At 60.4% G+C, this 25882-nt stretch carries 15 protein-coding genes; 5 read left to right on the top strand and 10 right to left on the bottom strand.

Features of this window, described 5'->3' with window-relative positions:
• Positions 1–316: 316 nt before the first annotated feature.
• From K9F62_02210 to kdpA, 5 genes are read right to left on the bottom strand one after another with little or no spacing between them, the layout of a single operon-like run.
• Complete coding sequence (locus K9F62_02210) at positions 317–1012, bottom strand: response regulator transcription factor (GenBank protein UJX41536.1); 696 nt, start codon at positions 1010–1012, stop codon at positions 317–319.
• On the bottom strand, positions 999–3668 hold the full coding sequence (locus tag K9F62_02205; GenBank protein ID UJX41535.1) for a sensor histidine kinase KdpD: 2670 nt from the start codon (positions 3666–3668) through the stop codon (positions 999–1001). The genes K9F62_02210 and K9F62_02205 overlap by 14 nt, the downstream gene beginning before the upstream one ends.
• A gap of 9 nt (positions 3669–3677) precedes the next feature.
• The gene (kdpC, locus tag K9F62_02200) at positions 3678–4265 is read right to left on the bottom strand and encodes a potassium-transporting ATPase subunit KdpC (protein UJX41534.1); all 588 of its coding nucleotides are present in this window, start codon (positions 4263–4265) and stop codon (positions 3678–3680) included.
• Between the two features lie 12 nt (positions 4266–4277).
• Positions 4278–6347, bottom strand: a complete 2070-nt coding sequence (gene kdpB / locus K9F62_02195; GenBank protein ID UJX41533.1) for a potassium-transporting ATPase subunit KdpB — start codon at positions 6345–6347, stop codon at positions 4278–4280.
• Positions 6348–6357: 10 nt separating this feature from the next.
• Positions 6358–8106 (bottom strand): potassium-transporting ATPase subunit KdpA, encoded by a 1749-nt coding sequence (gene kdpA, locus K9F62_02190; protein UJX41532.1) that lies wholly within the window; start codon positions 8104–8106, stop codon positions 6358–6360.
• Between the two features lie 1379 nt (positions 8107–9485).
• On the opposite strand from kdpA, the gene K9F62_02185 reads away from it, so the two are divergent.
• On the top strand, positions 9486–10736 hold the full coding sequence (locus tag K9F62_02185; GenBank protein ID UJX41531.1) for an AAA family ATPase: 1251 nt from the start codon (positions 9486–9488) through the stop codon (positions 10734–10736).
• Positions 10737–10740: 4 nt separating this feature from the next.
• On the top strand, positions 10741–11544 hold the full coding sequence (locus K9F62_02180; protein ID UJX41530.1) for a hypothetical protein: 804 nt from the start codon (positions 10741–10743) through the stop codon (positions 11542–11544).
• A gap of 427 nt (positions 11545–11971) precedes the next feature.
• On the opposite strand, the gene K9F62_02175 is transcribed toward K9F62_02180, so the two are convergent.
• Both K9F62_02175 and K9F62_02170 read right to left on the bottom strand, forming a co-directional pair.
• Positions 11972–12142 carry a hypothetical protein gene (locus tag K9F62_02175; protein UJX41529.1) on the bottom strand — a complete coding sequence of 57 codons (171 nt, stop codon included), beginning with the start codon at positions 12140–12142 and terminating at the stop codon, positions 11972–11974.
• A gap of 18 nt (positions 12143–12160) precedes the next feature.
• A complete protein-coding gene (locus tag K9F62_02170) occupies positions 12161–15589 on the bottom strand; it encodes a response regulator (protein ID UJX41528.1) in 3429 nt (1142 codons plus the stop codon).
• Positions 15590–16850: 1261 nt separating this feature from the next.
• On the opposite strand from K9F62_02170, the gene K9F62_02165 reads away from it, so the two are divergent.
• The 3 genes from K9F62_02165 (at position 16851) to K9F62_02155 (ending at position 22212) form a co-directional block, all read left to right on the top strand.
• On the top strand, positions 16851–19880 hold the full coding sequence (locus tag K9F62_02165) for an autotransporter domain-containing protein (protein ID UJX41527.1): 3030 nt from the start codon (positions 16851–16853) through the stop codon (positions 19878–19880).
• 113 nt (positions 19881–19993) lie between these two features.
• Positions 19994–20299 (top strand): hypothetical protein, encoded by a 306-nt coding sequence (locus K9F62_02160; protein ID UJX41526.1) that lies wholly within the window; start codon positions 19994–19996, stop codon positions 20297–20299.
• A gap of 152 nt (positions 20300–20451) precedes the next feature.
• Positions 20452–22212 (top strand): hypothetical protein, encoded by a 1761-nt coding sequence (locus K9F62_02155; protein UJX41525.1) that lies wholly within the window; start codon positions 20452–20454, stop codon positions 22210–22212.
• Between the two features lie 220 nt (positions 22213–22432).
• Here the strand turns inward: K9F62_02155 and K9F62_02150 are convergent, their stop codons facing one another.
• The 3 genes from K9F62_02150 to K9F62_02140 are packed head-to-tail and all read right to left on the bottom strand — an operon-like array spanning position 22433 to position 25502.
• Entirely contained in the window at positions 22433–24268 is a 1836-nt protein-coding gene (locus K9F62_02150) for an amidohydrolase (protein ID UJX41524.1), read from the bottom strand.
• On the bottom strand, positions 24265–24846 hold the full coding sequence (locus tag K9F62_02145) for an antibiotic biosynthesis monooxygenase (protein ID UJX41523.1): 582 nt from the start codon (positions 24844–24846) through the stop codon (positions 24265–24267). Before K9F62_02145 ends, K9F62_02150 begins: the two co-directional genes overlap by 4 nt.
• An 8-nt stretch (positions 24847–24854) precedes the next feature.
• Positions 24855–25502: a hydrolase gene (locus K9F62_02140; GenBank protein UJX41522.1), complete on the bottom strand. Its 648-nt coding sequence runs from the start codon at positions 25500–25502 to the stop codon at positions 24855–24857.
• Positions 25503–25882: the final 380 nt, after the last annotated feature.

Raw genomic sequence — 25882 nt, 5'->3', positions numbered from 1 at the left:
TATCATTTCCTAAAAATATCCAATGATTTCAACTCGCAGATCAGGTGCCCGGCCCATGGGGTCCAGAGGGTCGGAGGTTAAAATCCTCTCCTTGTGTAAGTATTTATCTTGTAATTATAGATAGTTGAAAAAAATGCTAGCGACCCCATTTTTGTTGTTCAGGGGGTCGGTTCCACAAATGTCGGTGGTCAACCGTTGGGTCTCTCCCCTCTTCATCGTCGAGAACGACCTTCTAAAGTTTCAGATGGTCCGAAAAGGCCCGGGCAGGTCAGTAGTTCTGCGAGGCCACAGCAAGCAGAATCCCAAATGGTCTTCGCTATCCATCTGTAAACCGATAGCCAATGCCGGTTTCCGTCCGGAGATAGCGCGGGCGGGCAGGATCCTGCTCGATTTTCTGTCGCAGCTTATGGATGTGGATGCGCACGTAATGCTCCTGTCCCTGGCTTTGTTTGCCCCAGACCGCCTTGAGCAATTGCCCATGGGTGACAACCTTGCCGGCATGACGGGCCAAGTAGGCCAGCAACTTGAACTCCGTCGGGGTTAGGTGGAGGTCTTGTGCCGCAAGGCCCGCCGTATGGGCTTCCATATCGATCCATAAATCCCCGAACACGTAGCGAGTGGGTGGCGACTCCCCGTCATCGCCCCCGCGCCGAAGGCAAACCCGGATTCGCGCGGCCAATTCCGCTAGGCTGAAAGGCTTGGTGAGGTAGTCGGATGCGCCGAGGTCCAAGGCCGTCACTTTGTCCCGCTCCCTTGAGCGAACGGACAGGACTATGACCTTGGCCCGGACCCACATGGGCAGGGCGCGCAACAGCTCCTCCCCATCCATGTCGGGCAGCCCCAGGTCGAGGAGGATGACGTCCGGTTCATGGGACGCGATTAGGGAAAGGGCCTCGCGGCCCAAGCCAGCCTCGATGACGGCGTAGCCCTCGGCCTCCAGAAACGGCGTCAGGAAGCGGCGGATGGGTGGCTCGTCGTCAACGATGAGGATGGTTTTCTTATTCGTTCGCATACAGGGGAAGGATGACGGTGAACGCGGCCCCGGATGGGCTGTTTCGGTCGGCCGTGATGGAGCCGCCATGCGCCTTGACCACGGCGCGGCAGATGGCCAGGCCCAGTCCGTACCCGGAGGAGCTGACCCTGTCGCCGCGCTGAAACCGTTCGAAGAGTTTTTCAGGATCGCCCGGCGGTAGACCCGGGCCGGCGTCGCGGACTTCGATAACGGCCTTCTGGCCGCGAATAGCAGCGGAAACAAGGATTTCCGTCCCCGGCGGGGTGTGCTTGGCCGCGTTTTCCAGCAGATTGATGAGCACCTGCTCCATAAGCACCTCGTCCATGGGGATGGGAGGCAAGTTGCCGGGGATGTCCAGGCGCACCGCATGGCCGGACAGCGTCGCGTCGAGACGGGCCAGGGCGCTGCCCACCACATCCTCGAGGGGAATCGGCTTGATGTCCGGCACGACGGACCCGGATTCCAGGGCGGCGATGCGCAACAGGTTGTCCACCAAGCGTTCCAGGCGTGAGGCTTCCTGGGCGATGTTCTCCTCCAGGGAACGGCGCACCTCGGCCGTGGCGGCCTCGCCGAGGACCATAAGGCTCTCGGCCGAACCTGCAATGGCGGAAAGGGGCGTCTTGAAATCGTGGGTCACGGTGGAGAGCAGCGCTGCCCGCAACTTTTCCCGTTCCGCTTCGACCAGCGTCGTCTTGGCCCGCTCTTCCAACCGGTCCACGTCCAGAGCCAGGGCCGTCTGGCGCACCACGGCGTCGAGCAGTCGGCGGCGGTCGGGAAGTTCCAAGGCGTCAGCCGCTCCTGGATCATCGGGGCGCAGGCCCATGACACCGAGTACGGCCTCGGTCCCGGCCAAGGGCAGGTACAGGGCGTCGGCTTCGGCCAGTGTCTGGGTGGACAGGCCCGCCGGCTTGCCATTGTCAAAGACCCATTGAGCAACCCCCACGTCCTTGTCGGCCAGCGCCTCGTGCGCCTCGGCGACGAAGGCGTTTTCCAACTTGCCGTCGTCGCCCGGCAGGAGGGCGAACGCCGTGCAGCCGAAGATGCTCGCGATATGTTCCCGGGCCACGCGCAGGAGGTTGGCCGCTTTGCGGGTCATGGCCAGATTGCGCGAGAAATCGCTCAACTCCGAGGCCTGGCGTTCCAATTGGACGGCGCTGTCGGCCTGGGTCTTGATGCGCGAGGCCATGCCGCTTTGCACCATGGCCACCAGGAACATGACGGCAAAGGTGACCAGATAGGACACGTCGGACACCGAGAAGCTGAAGCGGGGCGGCACGAAACAGAAATCAAAGGCCAGGACGCTGAGAAACGAGGCCAGGATGGAGGCCGGCCGCGACAACCAGACCGAGGCCGCCACCACGCCGACCAGATAGACCATGATCAGGTTCGCCAGTTCGAGATGCGGGTACATGCCGAAGCAGGCCGCCGTGCATGCCGCGACGATGCCGCCGGCCGTCAGAAAGCCTTGCCACCGTTTTTTGGGGGCAGGCAGATGTTGGATACGGGGTTGCGAAAGGCGCGGGTCCTGTCCCTTGATGACGTGCACGTCGATTTCGCCGCTTTCGCGCACCAACCGGTCCACCGGACTTCCCCGGAACCAATCCAGGATGCTGCGGCGCAGGGGCTTGCCGATGACGATGCGGGTCACGTTGTGCTGCCGGGCGAAGCCGACGATGAGCCGGGCCACGTCGGCCCCGGTCAGGACATGGGTCTGCGCGCCCAGTTCCTGGGCCAGACGTAGGTTGGCCATGGCCCGGCTGGTGGGAGTTCCTTCGGGACTTTTCTGGATGAACAGCGCGTGCCAATCGGCGTGAAGCCCGTCGGCCAGACGTTTTGCCGAGCGCACCAGGGTGGCCGAGTACGGGGAAGGCCCGACGCACACCAAAATGCGTTCCGCCGTGGGCCAAGTGGTTTCAATAGCATGTCCCCGGCGGTAGACGAGCACCTCGGTGCCCACCCGGTTGGCGGTCTGGCGCAGGGCCAGTTCGCGAAGGGCGTTCAGGTTGCCTGACCTGAAGAAGTTTTCCCCGGCCCACTCGGCTTGTCTGGGCAGGTAGACTTTTCCCTCTGTCAGGCGTTGGCGCAGATCTTCGGGCGGCAGGTCGACGAGGATGACGGACTGGGCCTTGGCCAGCACGGCGTCGGGAACGGTTTCGCGCACGCGAACGCCGGTTATCTGGGCGACAATGTCGTTTAAGCTCTCCAGGTGCTGCACATTGAGGGTCGTCCAGACGTCGAGGCCATGTTCGAGCAACTCCTCGACATCCTGCCATCGTTTCGGGTGGCGGCAGCCCGGGGCGTTGGTATGGGCCAGTTCGTCCACCAGGATAAGCGACGGGCGCCTGGCCAGGGCCGTGTTGAGGTCGAACTCCTCCAGGGTGTGGCCCCGGTAGTCGATGCGCTGGCGCGGCAGGATGGACATGCCGTAGAGCAGGGCCTCGGTGTCCTGGCGTCCGTGGGTCTCCACGATGCCGACCAGGAGTTCGACGCCTTCGGTCATCTTGAGGCGCGCCGCTTCCAGCATGGCGTAGGTCTTGCCGACCCCCGGGGCCATGCCGAGGAAGATGCGCAACTGGCCGCGCCGCTTGCTCTCCTCTTCGCGCTGCACCATGGCCAGCAAGGCATCCGGATCGGGGCGGTTGTCCTCGTCGTGCATGATTCCTTCCTACTGCGCGGGGCTCAGGGCATCCAGCGCCAAATTGAGGCGCAGCACGTTGACGCGCGGTTCCCCCCAAAATCCAAAGAGACGGCCTTCGGTGTGCCGGGCGACCAGATCGGCGACGGTCTGCCTGGGCAGGTCTCGCGCCTTGGCCACCCGTGTAATCTGGTAGGAGGCGGCTTCCGGACTGATGTCGGGATCAAGCCCACTTGCCGAGGTCGTGACCAGGTCCATGGGGACCGGCGCGTCGGGGTTGTCCCTTGCCTGCATGGCGGCTTGTTCCCTGACGGCCTGCCGCAGGGCCGGATTGGTCTGGGCCAGGTTGGAGCCCGACGAGGCGGCGGCATTGTAGGGATGGGGCGACGTGGCCGAGGGGCGTCCGTGGAAATAGCGGTCGGACGTGAAGGGTTGTCCGAGCAGGGCGCAACCCATGACGGCATCCTGCCGTTTGATCAGGGACCCCATGGCTTGTTTCGGGAAAAGTCCCGTGCCGAGTGCCGTGACGGCCAAGGGATAGAGCAGCCCTGTCAAAACGCTTAGCCACAGAAACATCAGGCAGGATGTCTTCAACTGTTTTCCGAGTTCAACGAACATAGGAGGCTCCTTTTAAGCCCAGCCCAGGGCGGCGATAAGCATGTCGATGCACTTGATGCCGACAAACGGCACGACCAGTCCGCCCAGGCCGTAGACAAGGAGGTTTCGCCGCAAGGCGACCACGGCCGGGGCCGGCACGTATTTGACCCCCTTAAGCGCCAGGGGGATGAGAAAGACGATGATGAGGGCGTTGAAGATGACGGCCGCGAGCACGGCGGATTTCGGCGTGGCCAGCCCCATGACATTGAGCAGGGCGAGCTGCGGGTAGATGCCGATGAACACGGCCGGGATGATGGCGAAGTACTTGGCGATATCGTTGGCGATGGAAAAGGTGGTCAGCGACCCGCGCGTCATGAGCAGCTGCTTGCCGATGGCCACGACCTCCAGAAGTTTTGTGGGGTTGGAGTCGAGGTCCACCATGTTGCCCGCTTCCTTGGCGGCCTGGGTGCCGGAATTCATGGCTACGCCCACATCGGCCTGGGCCAGGGCCGGGGCGTCGTTGGTGCCGTCGCCGGTCATGGCCACCATCTTGCCCTCGGCCTGGTACTGGCGGATACGGGCGAGCTTGGCCTCGGGCGTGGCTTCGGCCAGGAAGTCGTCCACCCCCGCCTCGGCTGCGATGGCCGCGGCGGTGAGCGGGTTGTCGCCGGTGACCATGATGGTCTTGATGCCCATGGCCCGAAGCTCGGCGAAGCGTTCGTGGATGCCGCCCTTGACGATGTCTTTCAGCCAAACGACGCCAAGCGGCTTGCCGTTTTCAGCCACCACCAGCGGCGTGCCGCCGGATTTGGCTACTTCGTGAATGGCGCGCTCAACTTCTTCGGGTATCCGGTTGCCCGCAGCTTCGGCCAGGGCCTTCACCGCGTCGGCCGCGCCCTTGCGGATGCTGCGTCCCAACAGATCGACGCCGGACAGACGCGTTTGGGCTGTAAACGGTACGAAGGTCGCGCCCAGGGCTTCCAGGTCATGGCCGCGAATGCCGAAGCGCTCCTTGGCTAGCACCACGATGGACCGACCCTCCGGCGTCTCGTCGGCCAGGGAGGCAAGTTGGGCCACTTCCGCCAATTGGCGTTCGTCTATGCCTTTGGCCGCCAGGAAGGCGGTTGCCTGGCGGTTGCCCAGGGTAATGGTGCCGGTCTTGTCGAGCAGCAACACGTCCACGTCGCCAGCAGCCTCCACGGCCCTCCCCGAGGTGGCGATGACCCCGGCCTGGATGAGCCGGTCCATGCCGGCGATGCCGATTGCCGAAAGAAGGCCGCCGATGGTGGTCGGAGCCAGGCACACAAACAATGCGGCCAGGGCGGTGATGGTCACGGCCTGCCCCTGCCCGGCGGCAGCCACGGCGTAGGCCGACATGGGGCGTAGCGTCACGCAGACCACGAGGAAGATCAGCGTCAAGGAGGCGAGCAGGATGTTCAGCGCGATCTCGTTTGGGGTCTTGCGGCGCTTTGCGCCCTCCACCAGGGAAATCATGCGGTCGAGGAAGGTCTCGCCGGCGTCGGCCGCCACCTTGACTATCAACCAGTCCGAAAGCAGGCGCGTGCCGCCGGTAACGGCGCTGCGGTCGCCGCCAGCCTCGCGGATGACCGGGGCGGATTCGCCGGTGATGGCGGACTCGTCCACCGAGGCGATCCCCTCCACGATCTCGCCGTCGGAGGGAATGGTGTCGCCGGCTTCGACGAGAAATACGTCCCCTCGGTGCAGAGAACTGGCCGGGACTTCGGCCACGGCAGCGTCGCGCTGTGGTGATGCGAGCTTTTTGGCGGTTACGTCCCGGCGCAGTCCGCGCAAGGCGGCGGCTTGGGCCTTTCCCCGACCCTCGGCCATGGCTTCGGCGAAGTTGGCGAAGAGCACGGTGGCCCACAGCCAGGCGGCGATGCCGGCCACGAAGCCGACCGTGGCCTCACCGTGGCCAAGTGCCGCTTGGACGGCCAGGATCGTGGTCAGGATGCTGCCGACATAGACCGTGAACATGACGGGGTTGCGCGCCTGCCGGGCCGGAGACAGCTTGCGCAGGCAGTCGAGGCCGGCCTGGCGAACAATGGCGGGATCAAAAAGCGGACGTTTGGTATGCTTGGTCATGGCGAAACCTCTACTGGAAAAGGGCGAGCTGTTCGGCCACGGGACCCAGCGCCAGGGCGGGCACAAAGGTAAGCGCCCCAACCACCAGGACCACGACCATGAGCAGAGCGACGAAAATGCCCCCGTGGGTCGGCAGGGTGCCGGGGCCTTGGGCCAGGCGCTTTTTCCCGGCAAGCGATCCCGCCAGGGCCAGGACCGGGACGATCAGCCAGTAGCGGGATACGAACATGGCCACGACTCCGGCAATGGTCCAGAAGGGTGAGGTGGAAGTCAGTCCGGCAAACGCGCTGCCATTGTTGTTGCCCATGGAGGAAAAGGCGTAGAGCATCTGGGAAAAGCCGTGCGGTCCCGGGTTGGACACGGCGTCGGCCGGTCCGATCACGGCGGCCAGCGCCGTCCCCGCCAGGCAAAGAAACGGCGGAATCAGGATGACGAGCGCGGCCATCTTCGTTTCGAATGGTTCGATTTTCTTGCCGCAGTATTCCGGCGTGCGTCCGACCATGAGGCCGGCCACGAAAACCGTGACCACGGCGAAGACCAGCATGCCGTAAAGCCCCGATCCCACGCCGCCGTACACCACCTCGCCAAGCTGCATGAGCAGCATCGGCCACATGCCGCCAAGGGGCGAGAAACTATCGTGCATGGCATTGACCGAGCCATTGGAGGCGGCGGTGGTGGCTGCGGCCCACAAGGCTGATCCGGCCGCGCCGAAGCGGACTTCCTTGCCTTCCAAGCTAGGAACGGCTGGTACGCCGATACCGGCCAGAGCCGGATTGGGAACCGACTCGGCGGCCAGTGTCAGCGCGGCAAACCCGGCGAAGAGAATGGTCATGGCCGCCAGGATGGCCAAGCCCTGCCTCCTGTCGCCGATCATGGCACCAAAAGTGTGGCACAGCGCTGCCGGGATGAGCAGGATGGCCAGCATTTCCAGAAGATTGGTCAGGGGCGTCGGATTTTCGAAGGGATGGGCGGAATTGACGTTGAAGTAGCCGCCGCCGTTGGTACCGAGCTGCTTGATGGCCACCTGCGAGGCCACGGGGCCAAGGACGATGGTCTGTTTGGTCGGGGGCTGGTCAGCCGACGTCGTGTCCGGCGACGTGGACGAGGCGACATGGGGGGTGGGATCGAGCCAGGCGGCTTCGACCTGCCCCGTGAATGTTTGGGGCACACCCTGCCAGATTAGGAGAAGAGCCAGTACGAAAGAGAGCGGCAGCAGGATGTACAGGACGGATCGCGTGAGGTCCTGCCAGAAGTTCCCCAAGTGGGCCGTCTCCCGACGGGCAAGTCCTCGGATGAGGGCTATGGCCACAGCCATGCCGGTGGCGGCGGAGAGGAAGTTCTGGACGGCGAGCCCCAGCATCTGGGTGAGGATGCTCATGGTGGACTCGCCGGCGTAGGCCTGCCAGTTGGTATTGGTGGCGAAGCTTACGGCCGTGTTGACGGCCACGAACGGGTCCACCCCGGGAAGGCGTAGAGGATTGAGCGGGAGCCCTCCTTGGAGCCGTTCCAGGGCGTAGACGCAGAGCATGCCCAGGGCGTTTATGCCGAGCATGGCCAGAGCATAGGTCTTCCAGTCCATTTCCCGAGAGGCATCGACGCCGCCGATGCGATAGAGCAGGCGCTCAAACGGCCCAAGTATCGTGTCCAGGCCACAAGGCCGCCCCTGGTAGACTCGAGCGGCGTAGAGCCCCAGCGGCCAGGACAACACAAGTAGTACGCTTAGGAAAAACAAGAGTTGCAGGAAGTTGTTCTGGTTCATTCAAACCACTCCGGTTTGCAGAGGGCGGCAAGGAGATAGACGAACAAAACGGCTGCAATGGCCAAGACGATGATATCCATGTTTACTTCCTCTCCAGCCATTCGAGGAATTCGATCAGGCCAAGTAGGACAATGATCAGGACCAACATAAGGACGATGAAAAGCGTATCCATCGAAAACCTCCTAGACGTGGCTGTCGATGGCTTGGCTATAGTCCTGGGCATGTATAAGAGGCGTAAAACAACTGGAAGGGCGCGTAAATTTTTATTTACAGCTCAAGAGCAAATGTGACCCAATCGGCTTTGTGTCGAGGTGAAGTCGGGTTCGACGCCCACCGACCGTCCGGCCGTCGACAAGTTGTTGGGAGACGTCACCAAGTCCGGAGCCGCCGAGGACTCATCGTCTCTTGGGGAGGTTTCAAATCAAATGTACAAAAGGAACTAGCCGCAAGTTATTTCCGAGTAAGGCTTAGGTCGCAGAAGGAATTACTTGAGCAGTTATTCTCGACGTACGAAAAACTTGATGGAGACTTGAAGGATGAGCTTCCGTCAAAACGGATATGGAATGTTACTCCGCAATATCAGTAATGATGCTCTTGGAGTTCAATACTGATAAGTTTGTGGAGGTCCTGCGAACTATTTTTTCAGAATTTTCCCCGTGGATAACGCTGCAATCTGGATAACATCTGGAGAACCGTTTGCCTTCGTCGCCAGGCAGGGTATGTCGGAAAAATGTTATCATTTCCAAAAAAATATCTAATGATTTCAACTAGAATGGCAGGTACCCGGCCCATGGGGTTCAGGGGGTCGGAGGTTCAAATCCTCTCATCCCGACCAGTTATTTCAAGGGGTTAGGTCTAGTCGACCTAGCCCCTTTTCTCGTTGGATAACCGGCTGGATAACCTATCGGCCTGGGATTCCAGAGGAATGGTTATCCAGGGCGACCCCTTGCTTTGAGGTCAGGGGGTCGGTTAGATTCACTTGGATATTTAAGGGGCTGCAGGGATAGAGGTGTTGTTCTGAAATCTCGTAATGTTAACGATTTGTTAGAAGGCAACATGTCGTTACTCAATGAGGTTACGCATAAAAACCACAATAATTTTCAAATCTTGTGCTGGGCCAAAGTAGGTTGGCTAGACCTAAGTTTTTTGAAGAATTGTATATCTCTTGTGTTCGCTAAGCGTAGATATAGTCTTGGTGAATAATGCTGTTTTCCAGTTTATTGTGTAGACATTTTTCGGAAAATGGTGGCAATATATTTGAACGCTTAGCGTGAATTGGTAAGATAAATTCTTTTTGTAAAATAGTTTGTGAACTCCTGTGGATTGGATTAGGAATCGAATCAGCCATGCGGTGTTTTTTTACATGTCCAGGAGGTTTTATGTATATCAGAAGGATTGAAATTGAAAATATAAAGAACTTTGATTCCGTAGTTTGGGATATTAAGCAAGATGCTGATGCTCATGGATGGCATGTGATTCTTGGCGATAACGGTGCAGGAAAGTCGACTTTTATTAAGGCTATTTCATTGTTGTTGATGGGTCCTGAGCTGGCTCCTCGTACACAATCTGATTTTACAAAATGGGTTAAGCAGGGTTCTTGCGAAGGAAGAATTGTTGCTCGTGTCGAACATGATAGTCTATTTGATCGATGGTCAGACACTGGAAGGACGAGTGCTTCAGCTTTAAGTGTAGAAGTTATTATTTCCTCTGATGGATCTGTTAAAAAAGGAAGGGCTAACTACTCAGAACGTACGTTATGGGGGCGAGGGACAGGTTGGTTTTCGTCGTCCTTCGGTCCTTTTCGTAGATTCACGGGTGGCGATCAAACGTATAGCAAGTTGTTTTATTCTTATCCTGATGTTGCACGTCATCTGTCAGCTTTTAACGAAGCTGTGGCTCTTACTGAGACTCTCGAGTGGCTAAAGGATTTGAGGTTTAAACAGTTGGAAGACTTTGGTTGCAAAGAAGGGCGTCTTTTAGATCAAGTGATAAAGTTTATTAATGATGACAACTTTTTGCCTAACGGAGCATTTGTTGACCAGGTCACATCAAAGGGAGTTGTTTTTAAAGATGCACAAGGATCTGTCATTGATATTGAAGATGCGAGTGATGGCCATAGGTCAATTCTGAGCTTGATGATTGAACTTATCCGTCAAATGACAGTTGCGTATAACACAAGTAGTATTTTCAGCGATGATGGAAGCAAGATAGTTTATCCGGGAGTTGTGTTAGTTGATGAAATAGATGCGCATTTGCACCCACGTTGGCAAAGAAGTGTTGGGCAATGGTTGTGTAAGCATTTTCCTAGAGTTCAATTTATGGTTACAACGCACAGCCCGCTTGTCTGTCAAAATGCAATTAATGGGTCTGTTTTTCAACTTTCGCGTCCTGGTCGTGAAGATAGGAGCGGCATGGTTTCTGGGGAGAGATTGAAGAAGTTAATTTATGGTAATGTGTTGGAAGCGTATAGTTCTGGAGTTTTTGGTGATGGGATTGAACGTTCTGATCGAGCTGAATCTCTTCTGAATGAATTGGCTGAGTTGAATGTGCGTGCACGTCGTGCGATCTTGACACGAGAAGAGAAAAAGCGACGGAGTGAACTCCAGGCTATTTTCCCAACAGAGGAATAATGAGATGCTCTTTGTGTCTCTAAAACAATTGTCTGTCGCAGTCCAAGAATATCTTGATAAATCACAAGGTGTCATAGATGCCCATCCTGACTATTTAGATCGAGTTGAAACTGCAAAAAACCAATGGAGTTCGAAAAGTCAGATTTTTTTTGGAGCAGACAAAGAGATTCGATGTAGCTTAAAAGAAAGTTGTTCTGGGTTGGGTCGTTGTCATTATTGTGAAGACTCACTCGCTACAGATGTTGAGCATGTTTATCCAAAAGATTTATATCCCGAAAAAACATTTCGATGGGAAAACTATTTATATGCATGTAGCACTTGTAATAGTGCCTATAAGCGCGATTTTTTTGCTATAATAGATGATAGCGGCGACGTTGTTGATGTAACTCGGCCGCGCAATGCGCCAGTTGTCCCTCCTGTGTCGGGAGAGGCAGCCTTTATTAACCCTAGGGTTGAGGATCCCTTGGAGTTTTTTGATCTTGATTTTAGCACTGGCGCTTTCACTGTGTTGTCAACAGATCCTCGTCGCTCTAAGAAAGCGTCATATACTCGTGATCTATTGAAGCTGAATAGAGATATTCTTAAAAAAGCGCGTGTTGTTTCGTATCGAGGCTTTGTTTCGAGGTTGGTTAATTATGTTAGCAATAGAGGGGAAGTTGTGAATGATGCTCTGTTCGAGGTGCTGAAATCCGATATATTATCTTTGCCGCATAGAACTGTTTGGAGAATGATTTTGCGTTGTCATGATGTTGAACAAGATCTTGTCAAGTTGTTTTCGGATGCTCCAGAGTTGAAAACTATTTTGTAATAAAGATGAAATTAAATAAGTTTGTTTAGGATCGTGCTAAAGCTTCGGCATGGCTTTTCTCTTTATGTGCTAAAAAGATAGTGGAAGCTCAGCTCCTCTTTGCTATAACAATGGAAACACTACGTTGTCTAGTTGAGTATTTCTCACACTAGACGAAGTCTTAACCTGTTTTTCGTGAAAACTCGGTAGATAGGGGAAAGTCCTGGGTCTCACTTAGCCTGACTGGTGGTCCGGCAAAAAAATGGGGAGGCCTTTCGGCCCCCCTCGTGTCTAATACGCTCTCAGTGCGTCAAAGTTGTTCTCATTCGGTGACTTAGGCATGGTCCCTGATGAACCGCTTGAAGGCGGTCTTCGAGGCGAAGGTCATGGTCTTCTCGGTGCCGGCGTACTTCGTCAGCGCGGTGATGAACTTGGCGACTGTCTTGGCCTAGGGCCGGTCGAAGTCGATGCCCTCGATTTCCTGGACCGGGTCATGGGATACGGTGAGGTTGGCATGCTCTTGGGCGCGAAAGAGCTTGCCAGTGATCGAGGGGCCTGTCCCGAAAACTATGTAAACCGCCACTAAGGGCGAAAGCCCCAGGTCGCTTTGATAACGCAAGGACACTGGCCTCACCCGTCACGGATGCGTGTCGCTCTCAAGTTGCCGCAGGCGCTCCAGGAGGTGCCGCAGCGGATCTCCGTAACGGGGGGAGTCAGGACAGGCCGAGAGCACGTATTCGGCCGTGGCGATGATGGAGCGCCAGCGTGGACGCCCGGGAAGGGTGCCAAGGCTTAAATACTTGTCCAGTGTCTGCGTGCGCAGGTAGCCGTCGCGCTCCATATAGGCGTTCCAGAGGCCGGACTGAACGGCCAGCTCCCCTTTGCCAAGTCCGGTGGCCTCGCACCAGCAGGCAAGAGCCGTCTGCATGACGTGCACTGCCAGAATTTTATCCGCCTGATCGCTGTTGTTGCCGCTCATCCTGTCGCAGATGTTTTCCAGCAAGGCGTCGAGCGCCGTCAGGTCCTGCAAGGCGGCAGCCTGTGCCTCCCCTGTGGCCATGGTTTGCAGCGCTTCCCCGATGCGTTGCAAGCGTAACCTGTTCCCCTCGACCTTGCGCAGCATATCCACAAGCACGGCGGCATCCTGTCCACTGTCCGCATCGTTTGGACCAAGGTGCAACAGCAACATCGGTTCTTCAGCCAGTGCAACGCGTTTGACATGGATGCGGCACGACTGGGGACCCCGTTCTTGCGTCACAATGTCCACGGCCTCGAAGTTTTCGGCGTCACCGCCGCCGTCCAGCAGACGGCGAAGGCCGTCGCGCAGTAGTTTGGCCGCAGGCGCGTCCGGCTCGGCCAGCAGCCAGATCAGAGGCTGGCCGAGCGCTTCCCGTGCCGAGCGGCCGGTCAAGTCCGCGAAGGACTGGTTGCAAAAGGCGATCTCGCCGCTTTGGTTCACCGCGAACACGGCCTCGCCAATGGCGTCGAGCATCCGCGAGAGCCGTATCTGCCACAGCCGCAGTGCCTGCTCGGTCTGGCGCCGCATGACCACTTCGCGCCGCAGGCTGATGTTTTCTTCCAGCACGCGATGCGCCCGCCGCAGGTCAAGTTGCGTGGACACGCGGGCCATCAGCTCCGCGCGCGCGAAGGGTTTGGTCACGTAGTCGTTGGCCCCGGCGGCGAAGCCCTCCACCACGTCTTCCACGCGATTGCGGCAGGTCAGCATAACGACCGGCAACGAGACCGCACTGCGTGTTCCCCGGATTTCCCGGCACACGTCATAGCCGTTCCGATCGGGCATCATAACATCGAGCAGCACAACCCCCGGATCGTCGCCCGCGGCCAGCAGGGCCAACGCCTCCGCCCCGCTGCGGACGGCCTTGACGGTCAGGTCCGACACCGCAAGACAAGTGGCCACAACATGCAGATTCACGGATTCGTCGTCCACGACAAGCACGTCGTAGTCCGGCCCGGTGGCTCCCGAGGGGAGGGACGGCAGGCCCGGCACGGCGGCGATGCGCGCGGTGTCGCCCACTGCCGACGGAGCAGGTCCCCGGGGGGGCGCGCAGGAGGGGGCGTTGTCTCCAAGCGGCAGGGTAAAGCTGAACACGCTTCCCTGATTTGGGCTGGAAGCGACCCGAAGCGTCCCCCCATGCAGCTCCACAAGGCGCGAGGCGATGGCCAGTCCCAGACCCGCCCCGCCCGTGGCCGCGGCATCACCGGTGGCAACCTGTGTAAAGGAGGCGAAAATCAGCTCCTGGTCCTCCGCGGCGATGCCGATGCCCGAATCCGCGACACGGACCGCGAGGCGATCCTCTTCCACGGACGCGGCAAGTTCCACGAAGCCCTGGTTGGTGTACTTGATGGCATTTCCCACCAGGTTGAACAGGATCTGCTCCAGGCGGCCTGAATCGGCCCGGATCGGGGGCAGGTCCGGGGGCAGGTCGGCGCGCAGCTCCAATCCTTTGTCCGCCGCCAGGCCGCGCGCCAGGGCGAGCACGCGTTTGGCCGTGGTTTCGAAGTGCACCAACTCCAGCGAAAGCTGCACGTCCATGTTTTTCAACCTGGCATGGTCCAGCACGTCGTCCACCAGCCGGGAAAGGCGCTTGCCGCTGTACGCGAGCATGCGCAGATGCCCCTTGGCCGTTTCCGTCAGGGAGCCGCCCGCCCCGGCCAGGAGCGATTCCGCGATGCCCACCATGCCGGCCAGCGGCGTTTTGAGCTCGTGGGTGGCGTTGGCCAGGAAGGTGTCCTTGAGCTCGCCGAGGTGTTCGAGCCGTTCGTTGCTGCTCCCCAGTTCGCCGGCCAGTCGCTCCGCGTTGGAAAACGCCTGGGAGAAGCGCACGGCCATGAAGACCGCGTAGGAAAGGATGAAGGCCAGCATGCCGTAGGGCGCGAATTCCGCCGAGGCGGTGACGTGCAGGTCGTAGAGAATCTTGCACAACTCCGCATAGCCCAGGGCCAGGTAGCCCGGAGCGAGCAACAACACGCCTCGCTCGCGCCGCACGATGTCCACGGCGAAGGCCGTAAACAGGTACAGGAAGGCCGTGCGGGTGACCATGAAGTACAACAGGGGAATCGGGCCGAAGGCGCTTGGCCCGGCAGCCAGGAGATAGATTGCGTAAGCCCCGCCGAGCAGGCTGAAGAAGGCGTTGACCACGCGGGCGTACGGCTTGGGGAACAGTGCGTGATACAGCAGGATCATGAGCGGGGTTGTTACGGCGTAAGGCAGCAGGGTCAGCGTAATGTACCAGCGCCAGGAGAGCGTCGTGAACTCGCTTAAGACAAAGCCGCTGGCCGGGCTGAAAAGGGTGTTGGCGCCCCAGGCCAAAGCAAAGAGGCCGAAGTACAAATTGCTCCGGTCGGTCCGGCGCATGACGAAAATGATCAGATGATAGGCGCTCATGGCCAGGAGCATGCCGGCAATGAGCGCGCCGGTCAGCCAGCGCACGCTGACCAGGCGCTGCACCTGATCGCGCGTCCCGATGAGGATGGGCGCGTTGAGGCCGCCTTGGACGTTGGTGTGGTTGGCGACTTCGAGCACGATTTCCGCTTCCGGGCCGGAGGGAACGAAGACGGGCGTGATGCAGTGTTTGCGCGGCGTCTCGCGCCCGTTGTCGTCGATCTCGCCGCTGGTGCCGACCAGGCGCCCATCCACCCAGACCCGGCAGGCCGAGAGCATGCCGGAGAGATATAGCGCGTGCGGTTCGTTGCCGGACGGGAGGCGTACCCGAAGCCGGTAGGCGGCCAGACCGTGCGGCGAAACGGCCCGGCCGAGGGCTGTTGGTTTTCCCCATATCGCGGGAACAGGGTACCGATCGGCCGGCCCGGAGGGATTTAAGGGGCCACGATGTTCGGCCGGTCCGGCCGCTCCCCACAGAAATTCCCATTGCCCGTCAAGCCTGGCCAGGCCGTCCTTGGCGAAGTCCCAGCCGGACAGATCGAGCGTCCCCTCCGTCGCCAGGGGAGACAGGCGGCCCGGTCGCACGCTGTACAGGACGAACAGGAGCAGACCCGCCAGGATCAGGGCTAGGCCCGCGAGCTGACGGGATGGCGACTTGTACATAACGAACAATATCGGGTGCATTGGAATCATGCAAGGGAGTCTGCGCAGGCATTGCCGCAACTCCCGTGAAGGAACGTGAAATTTGCCCGCAATGTCCGTCCGCCGCTTTCGGACTCCAGACAAAAAACAGCCACCGCAACGGCGTCCCTGTCACGAAAGGTGGCGAATACGGATACGCACAATTTTTCCCAGAGTGTTTTCACGGGAATTCACGTGGATTGTTTTTGACATCCACGCGTTCCTCGTTTTCCTAAAAGATTCAGCCATGCGTCCTGTTGGGCTCGGGTATCGCCTCCAACAGGGGCCAAGGACCGGGACAGGCAGTTTCGCGATGTCGCGGCGACGTCACCATGTCTGGATTTCGAAGGAAACGCTCATGCTATGGTATCAAAACGCATCAGGCGCAAAAGCCTATTCACAGCCTATGCCCTGCGCGTTTGTGTGCAGCCATGCCGGAAGGCGTGATGCCGCCGCGGGTGTCGGAACCCTGGAAGCGGGCCACGGTTGCGCCGCGACCTGGAGACGCCGGCGTTTTCCCCGGCTGCGGGGTGCGCTCGGCTGCCTCGCCCTCTTGCTGCTTTGCGGCCTCACGCAATCGGCGCGAGCCGCGCAGATCGCGCCGAATCCCAATCCATCCGGCAGCACACTCACCGTTTCGGGCGCGGACAGAAATGACGGCGGTTTTACCAACAACGGGACTATAGAGATCGGCGGGACTGGTAGTCTTTACAATACAGATGTGTTGACGAACATAGGAATAATACACGCTCTTGGTGTGGTGAATAATACGTGGACGATCGATAACTATGGAGGGTTGATAATTGATTCGGGAGGAGTCCTGACCAGTTCAACACAATGGGGGTCGATTAAAAACGAATCCGGGGCAACGTTTGAAAATAATGGATTATTTACAAACAATACCAAAAGTGTATTCAATAACTACGGGACGGCGACCAACTCCGGAACGATGGGCAATTATGGAACTGTAAACAATGATGGAGTATTTATAAGTTCTTATATATTATATAATTATACTGGCGGAGAGTTTTACAATAACGGAATAATGTATAATACAGGCAGGATAGAAAATTATGACTGGATCGCAAACAGCGGAACTTGGAACAATTCTGGAGTGCTGACAAGCTCCGGATGGCTTGCGAACTCGAGCTGGAAGACCTGGACGAATACCGGCACGATAACGACCACAAATATTGTATACAATTACCTACATGGCACTTGGATCAATGACACAGGCGGGACGTTGGCCAATTCCGGCGCATTCTACAACTGGGGCGAGCTGACGAACAACGGCACGTTCACCAACACAGGCACGCTCAACAACAGCAATATATCAGGAACGTTGCACAATACGGGCACGCTCATCAACTCGGGCACGATCGCCAACAATGGCGCGATCACCAATACCGGCTCGCTGCACAATTCCGGAACGCTCAGCGGGGCGGGCAGTTACACCCAGAGCGGCTCCTCGGCGATCACCACGAACACGGGGACGTTTCAAGCGGCGACCATTTCGATCTCTGGAGGCGTCTTCTACCAGAACGCCGGGGCGTTAAGCGCGGATTCGCTCACGATCGACAGTGGCGCCACGCTCAATTACGCGGGAGGGGCCCTCAGCACCACCTCGGGGATCTTGACCGATAACGGGTTGCTGCTGGCCAGTCCCGCCTCCGGGACGACGCTGACGATTCCCGCCTCGCTCTCCATTATCGGAACGGGCGCGCTCACCAAGACCGGCGACGGCACGCTCGTCCTGGCCGGAACCAACACCTATACCGGGGCCACCACGATCACCGGCGGCACGCTCAGCATTTCTTCGGCGAACAACCTGCAAGGGACAAGCGGCATTGCCATGGACGGCGGCACGCTCCAGGCAACAGCCACGCTGGAGCTCGGCAAAGCGATCACCCTTGGCTCCGGCGGCGGCACCTTCGATGTCGACACCGGCAAGAGCCTGACCCTTTCCGGCGGGATCAGCGACGCCGTGTCCGCGACAGCGGGCTCCCTGGCCAAGACGGGCGCCGGCACCTTGCTCTTGAAGGGGACAAATACCTATTCAGGCAACACCTCCGTCAATGCGGGCACGTTGCAGGCCGGCGCGACCAATGCCTTCTCGCCCAACTCCGTGGTGGTCCTGGCCAATGTCGCCGGGGCGACCCTGGACCTGAACGACTTCGACCAGACCGTCGCCGGACTCTCCGGCGGCGGCACGAGCGGCGGCGACGTGTCCCTCGGCTCGGCCGCCCTGACCGTCAACCAAAACGTCGACACCACCTACGCCGGCGTGATCTCCGGCACCGGCAGCCTCAGGAAGTCCGGCCTCGGCACCCTGACCCTGACCGGAACGAATACCTATTCCGGCGGCACCACCCTGATCGGCGGCACGCTTGCCATCTCCAGCGACGCCAACCTGGGGGCCGTAACCGGTGTCCTGACCTTTGACGGGGGCACGTTGCGAACCAACGCCGATTGCGGCATTTACCGGGCCATCAATGTCTCGGGCAACGGCACCCTCGACAACGCGGGCAACAACGTCAGCCTGTCCGGCGTCCTGACCGGGGCCGGCACCCTGACCCTGGCCGGTTCGGGCACCGACACCCTGGGCGCGACCTTCGACGGTTCCGGCTTCGCCGGCACGCTGGACGTGGCCAGCGCGGCCACCTTGGCCGGCGTCGGCACCGTGCACAACCTGAGCGTCAGCGGCACCATCTCGCCGGGCAATTCCCCCGGCACCATCACCGTCACCGGCGACTATACCCAAAGCGCCACCGGCAACTACATCTGCCAAGTCACGCCCACGGCCAGCGACCTGATCAACGTCACCGGCGGCAGCGCCACCCTGGCCGGCACGCTGACCGTCGTTCCGGAATATGCCTTCTACAACAGCGGCACGACCTGGATCATCCTCACGACGACCGGGGGCGTGACCGGAACGTTGACCTCCGGAATCTCCGGCTCCACGCCGGCAAACTGGATTCTCGCGCCCGTCTCCATGGGGAACGCCGTCGCCGTGACGCTCATGCGCGCCGCCTATGCCGCCTCCGCCACAAGCGTCCGGTCCTCCGCCACCGGAGCGGGGCTTAACGCCGCCGCCTACAGCGCCACCGGAGAGCTGGCCACGCTCATCCAGTACCTGGATTATTCCTACGGGACCGACAGTAACCTTGCCGCCTGGAGCGTGGCGCACAACGCGCTGACCGACTACGTTCTCAACGTACTGAGCCCCGAGCCCTACGATGCCTTCACCCAGGTCCTGTTCGACGGCGGGCGGCTTTTGACGTCCGTGCAACGGGCCGGGCTTTATAGCGGCGAAGCCGGCGGCGGAGCGATCGCCAGCCCCGGGGATATCGGCCCGGCGAGCATTGCGGGGGCCTCCGGTCCCTCGGGCGCGATGTCCGGCCTGGACGACAAGCCCTGGCGGGTCGGAGGAAACGGACTCGGCGTCTTTATCAAGCCGCTCGGCATGCTGTCCGGCCAAAAGGGCAGTGCCGACCGCACCGGCTACAACACCGTGACCGGCGGCGTGACCGGCGGCATGCTGTTTAGCCCCGGCCCGGCCTGGACGTTCGCCCTGGCGCCGGGCTACGTGACGCAGTCCATGACCCTGCATTCCGAGGGAGGCGGCAAGGGGACGGTGGAGGACTGGAGTCTGGCCCTGCTCGGAGGCTACCGCCAGGACGGCTGGCATGCCGATATCGGGGTGCGGGCCGGGTATGACGCCTACCGGTCGACGCGCAATCTGCCCTTGCCCACCTCCTCCGGCGCGGCCAAGGCGACCTGGAACGGCTGGAACACGAGTATTACGGCCGGCGGCGGCTATGACTGCAAGCTTGGGGCGCTGGACCTCGGTCCTTTTGCCTCGGTGCAGTGGCAGCACGCCCATGAAGACGGATTCCGGGAGAGTAGGGTGGGGACGCTGGGTCAGAGCCTGCGGGAGCGCAGCGCGGACGCCCTGACCACGATCGTCGGCGGCCGGGTGTCGCGAACCTTCGAGACGGCGGGCGGCCTGGTCGTGACGCCGGAGATCCGGGCGGGCTGGAGCGCCGAGTGGCTGTCCAATCCGGGATATATCACTGCGTCGTTTCTTGGTTCGTCGGCCTCGGCCTACCATGCCGTCACGGCCGACCAGCGCTACCATTCCATGCTGCTCGACGCCGGGGTGACGATGCGCCTACAGGATCGCTTGTCGCTCTCGGCCAAGGTCGGCGTGAAGTTGTTCCGACCTGGCCATGAGGCCCAGGCGGCCAGTATCGGATTCACGTATTCGTTTTGAGGGCCGCCCAAATTCGCTTCGCATCAAGACGCCTTGAGAGAAGCTGCTTTTCGAGTTTCGGCGACAGAAACCCGCCAGGCTTTTCAGGGAGGCCCCAGACGAGGCCCACGCCATTGCACGAGGTGCGCCCAACATTTGTCCTCGGTGCCAAACCGTGTTGCAAACTCGCCGTCACGCATACGCTTCTGGAAGCGCACCGTGTTTTTTGCTGTTCCAACACATCAAATCCACAGAAGATACGCAAGGCAATGCGCAATGGCAATCAGCTGATGCTTGCTGGTAAGCAGGAATTCTTTTCTCCCATCGGAAAGGCCTTGTTGCGCATTTACATCGGCCATTTGATCGCTATTCAACTTGTCAGCAATATGGTCGATTGGTGCCCATTGTTTTTCGCATACATTCCTCCGCTGCAAAAGTGACGGTCAATATTTCAATCTTTGACGAAGTCTGTTTCGTGGTCCTTTTGGTCCTGAGGGGGGTCTTTTCCGTTGCCAAAATGTACCCATACGTTACAAGGAAAATGCGGCATTGAATATTGAGCACCATCTGATCCCAGACCTGCGAGAGAAACATGAGCGTCATCTTCGGCATTTTCGACACAACCGGCACGTCCGCCGCCTCCGGCATCCGCACCGCGATGCTCCGCGAGGCGTCGTTCGGGGGGACACGGGAGCTTGCCACGTGGGATACCGACCAGTGCCTGCTCGGTGCCACCGCCCATCTGACGCAACTTTTTTTCCACAACCCCAAGACGGGCAGGACCTACCTGCGGGGCGGCGAATATTTCGCGGCGCCCGGCACTCCCGCCCCTCCCGCACGGCAGGACTCGGACGAAGCGTTCATGTTCCTGGATTCGTTCTTCGAGCAACCGGACGGGGGCAGGGCGGCCTCACTGGACGGCCACTTCGCGGTCGTCCGCTACGACCCCGCGCTGCAACGCATCGACATCATCAACGATCGCATGGGGTTGTATCCGATCTACATCGTACGGACGGACGCCTGGACGGCGTTCAGTTCGGAATACCAGATCGTCGCGCCGCTGCTCCCGCGGCCGATCCGGCTGGACAGGCAGTTTCTGGCCGAACTGAGTCTCTACGGGTTCGCCTGCGACGGGCGCACCCCGATAGAGGGCTTCCAGGCGCTTCCACCGGCAACCCGAATGTCCGTGGACAGGACGGGCGCCGTTTCCGCCGAGACCTATGCCACTTGGGAGTATGCGGTCGACACGGAAACGCCGTTCGAGGAGCACGCCGCCCAGATCTGTTCGATGATGCGGGACATCCTCTGCAACCAGTTGTCCGACGGCAGGGTCGAATCCCTGCCCATCACCGGCGGATACGACAGCCGCCTCCTGCTCGGCCTGCTTCCGGAGGACGTGCGCCGGGAAAAACTGTGGGTCACGAACTGCAGCCCGCATCTCGAAGAGAGCGAGGATCGGGACGTGATCATCGCCAAGGCAATCGCCGACCGCTTCGGGTTGCGGCACGAGGTGCTCCATTTCCCTCCCGAACCGCAGACGGCCGACGGCGGGCAGTTCTACGAGCGGCTTCGCCCGGATAGCGACTGGTTCAACGTCCAGGGACACTTCTCGGGCTACCTCAAGGGCATGCACTATGACTTCAGGCGTATCGACGACGGCCGGGCCGCCGTGTTCGCTGCGACGTTTTCCGGCCCTCTCAACGAATGGGCGGCCGACGAATTCCGTCCCATCTCCGGGCGCGACGACTACTTCGCGGACGCTAACAGGAACCTAAAGTATTACCTGCTGCACAACATCCGGACGTTCATGAACAAGGATCCGCTGCACTCCGGGAAATGGGTCAATCCCATCAGCATGTTCCTCCAGTCGCTGCGCACCCCCTTCGGCGCCGCGTCCCTGTACAAAAAACTTCTCACGGTTCCCTCGGAATACATCGTCGACGGGAGCCTCTTCCTGGCCATCATGCAGGCCACGAACGCACGGTACATGGACATCCCGTTCACTTCCTTGCCCTTCTCCGCCTCGAAATACGCCAGGGAACACCTCCGGCTCCGCAAGATGGAGGCCGGGCGCGACTACCAGGTCGTGCGCAGGCGGACCTGGGACGACCTTTTCAAATCCTACCTCCTGGATTACCGGAGGCGCTCGATCTATTCCACGAAACATCTGCGGCGCATCGGCCTGCTCTACGCCGCGGAATATTCCCCCCTTAAAAGGTGCATCCCCGCCACGGTCAAATCGCATTGGCGGTACAAGCGATATTTTCAGGACGGGGTGGCGCAGGACTTCATCCGTCTGGAAAGCTGGCTGCGCCTGTACGCGGACGGCGGGACCATCGCCCGGGCCGTCTGAGCGGCGTCTGGAAAGTTTATTGCGCTTCAAGAAGCTGCGCGTCGTCCGAATACGACCGTTGTTGGGACCAGCAAGAGATCTGTGAAGCAGTAACTGGAGGTAAAGGAATCGGGTAGGGGCCACCGCATCAATTTCGTCCCGGGGAAGAGAGCCTGCCCCGGGACGCATCCAGGATTCACACTCCGCTCCAAACTCCACGGTTTCGCGTGACCTTGCGCATTCAATAGGCGAAGCACGTGCAGCCGATGCCCCAATTCCCCCGCGGGCCTATAACGGTGTGTGTATGCCGGTGCAGCGGCTCGCCGCATGTCCGGTCGCGACACAAGGACGTGCCCGCCTGTTCGCCATGTTTCCACGGCGCCATGGCCGGATACTTGCCCGTGGGGGACCAGTTCGGCGAAGCCGGCGGCAGGGCTGGAGCCAGGGAGGCGAACTCCCCGGAGCCGTGCACGATCTTGCCGTCCATGATGGTGAGCACGGATTCGATGCCCTTTATGGCCTCGTCCGGCACGCTGAAGTAATCGGCTGAAAGCACGGCCAGATCGGCCAGCCGGCCCGGGGCCAGCAGGCCCTTTTTCTCCTCGTCGCCGGAAAACCAGGCGCTGCCCCGGGTGTAGAGTTCCAGGGCGGTCGTGCGGTCCAGGCGATTGTCGTCCCCGTAGAGGGACAGGCCGCCGACGGTCTTGCCGCTGGTCAACCAGTACAGGGATACCCAGGGGTTGTAGCTGGCAACCCGGGTGGCGTCCGTGCCGGCCCCAACCGGAATGCCGCGCTCGCGCATGAGGCCCACGGGCGGTGTGCGCTTGCCGGCCTTGGCCCCGTAGCGGGCCACGAAGTACTCGCCCTGGAAGGCCATGCGGTCCTGGATGGCGATGCCGCCGCCAAGGGCCTGCACGCGATCGAGGTTGCGCGCCGAGATGGTCTCGGCGTGGTCGAAGAACCAGCGCAGGCCGTCGAAGGGGACCTTGCGGTCGACCTCCTCGAAGACGTCCAGGAAGCGGGAGATGGATTCGTCGTAGGTGGCGTGCAGCCGAAACGGCCAGCGCTTCTCCGCCAAAAGCTCCACGACCTTGCCGAGTTCCGCCTCCATGACCGGCTTGAGGTCCGGGCGGGGTTCCAGGAAATCCTCGAAGTCGGCGGCGGAAAAGACCAGCATCTCGCCCGCGCCGTTGACCTTGTAGAGATCGTTGCCCTGTCCCGGGGAAACGGTCTTGGCCCAGCCGGCGAAATCCTCGTATTCCGCCCCGGGACGCTGGGTGAAGAGGTTGTAGGCCAGGCGCACGGTCAGTTCGCCCCGCCCGGCCAAATGCTCGATCACCTTGTAGTCGTCGGGATAGTTCTGGAAACCACCGCCGGCATCGATGCAGCTCGTCAGGCCCAGGCGGTTGAGTTCGCGCATGAAGTGCCGGGTGGAGTTGACCTGGTCGTCGAAGCCGAGCTTGGGGCCCATGGCCAGGGAGGCGTAGAGGATCAGGGCGTTGGGCTTGGCCACGAGCAGCCCGGTGGGGGTGCCGTTTCTGTCCCGCTCGATGTGCCCGCCCATGGGGTCGGGCGTGTCCTTGGTATAGCCCAGGGCGCGCAGGGCCGCCGCGTTAAGCAGCGCCCGGTCGTAGAGGTGCAGCACGAAGACCGGTGTGTCCGGAGACACGGCGTTGATCTCGGCCAGGGTCGGCATACGTCGCTCGGCGAACTGGAATTCCGTCCAGCCGCCGACCACCCTCACCCACTGGGGCGGCGGCGTGCGCCGCGCCTGTTCCTTGAGCAGGCGCAGGGCGTCGGCCAACGACGGCACGCCGTCCCAGCGCAGCTCCATGTTGTAGTTGAGCCCGCCCCGGATCACATGGATATGGGAATCGTTGAGCCCGGGGATGACCGTGCGGCCCCCCAGATCCAGGCGTCGCGTATCCGGTCCGGTGTGCGGGGCCAGGTCCGCCTCGTCGCCGACGGCCAGGATGCGTCCGTCGGCCATGGCCACGGCCGTGGCCTGCGGGTTTTTCGGGTCCAGGGTGGTGATGCGTCCGTTGGTCAGCAGGATATCGGCAGTCGTTGCGTTCATGGCGGTACATCCTTTGCGGCGGGGAACAGCCAGCGGGCCAGCAGGCGGGTTGCGGCGGGCATGACCAGATAGGTCATGAGGAGCACGATGACCGCCGTTTCCACGAAGCCGACGAGCCAGGGCGAAAGGCCGCCCACGAACGGCGCGAAGGCCATTCCCACGAGGTTGACGAGGGCGTAGATGGCGACGATCGTCACCAGCGCCATCTTCCAGCGAGGCGGCGGGCCGACTGCGTCGGCCCGGGGCGAGGCGAACCAGAATTCCAGGCCGTAGCCTTTGCGGTAGCGGATGGGGGAAGCCCGGAACTGCTCCGACTTGCGCAGCCATTCGCCGCGCGCCTGGGAGGTTTCCCAGGCCAGGAGATGGTCCAGGGAATCGAAGCGGAAGATGACGCGGTATTCGTCGGAACCTTCCCCCGGCCGCATGACGATATTGCCGAGGTGTCCGGGAAAACGCGCCGCTTCCGCGACGATGCCCTGATGCCAGGCTTCGAACGTCGCTTCCATGCCCGGTTTGATCCTCCAGGCCGCGATCACGGTGAGCGGTCCGGAAGCGTCGATCGCGGCCTTGTCGTCCATGTCGCCCCTCACTTTCCTTCGGACCGGCTGGCGGGTGCGCCGTGCACCATGGTGTAGGCGTATTCCACGCCCTGGCCGTACGCGCCGCCATGTTCCTTCACCACGGCCAGCACGTCGTTGTAGGTTTCCTTGCGAGCCCAGTCGCGCTGAAACTCGAGCAGCACCTGGAGCGCCGTGACCGGAATGGCCCCGGCCTGTTCGATACGGCGCATGGCGGCGTTGTGGGCGGTGATACTCGTGCCGCCCGAGGCGTCCTCCACCGCGTAGACCTCGTAGCCCGCGCCCAGGGCCTCCAGGGCCGGGAAGACCAGGCAGACCTCGGTCCAGAGGGCGGCCATGATCAGCTTCTTGCGGCCGGTCGCCGCCACGGCCTTCACAAAGGCGTCGCTCTCCCAGGAATTCATGCTGGAGCGCTCGATGGGCTCCTGCCCCGGAAAGATATCCAGGAGCTGCGGCCACATGTTTCCAGAGAAGCTCTTCGTTTCCACAGTGGTGAGGATGGTGGGGACCTTGAAGATGCTGGCGGCCTTGGCCAGCAACAGCACGTTATTGAGCAGCGTCTGGCGATCGATGCTCGCCACGCCAAAAGTCATCTGCGGCTGGTGATCGATGAAGATCACTGCGCTATTTTGTGGGTTTAACAGCTCGGTTTTCATGGCTTTCTCCCTCAAGCTGGAGCTTGTTTCATACTTTTTTAGTATATAATAATGAAACCTCGGATGTCACGATGCCCTGGGGCATTCATTCCGCATCGCATGCGTAGAATCTGCCGAGAGGCATCAGGGCAAAATAAGGAGGGCCTTTCGGCCCCCCCTCGTGTCGAATACGCGCTCATGCCTTGGCATTGCGAGATCGAGTCGCCTCGGTGTAAGCTTTTGCCCAATATGCCTATCCTATAGGACAAAACTATTTGCAAATGGCATTGCTGCACATTTTAATGCCCATCACCCACAATAACTTCTCAAGCCAAGCAATATGCAAGGCAAGATGAGCAAGAAAAGCGAATCAACTCGTACGAAATACGTATCAAGTTGAT

Source organism: Desulfovibrio sp. JY, assembly GCA_021730285.1.
GTDB lineage: Bacteria > Desulfobacterota > Desulfovibrionia > Desulfovibrionales > Desulfovibrionaceae > Solidesulfovibrio.
Note: the sequence above shows the minus strand (reverse complement) of the source record. Positions and strands in the feature narration are given on the sequence as shown.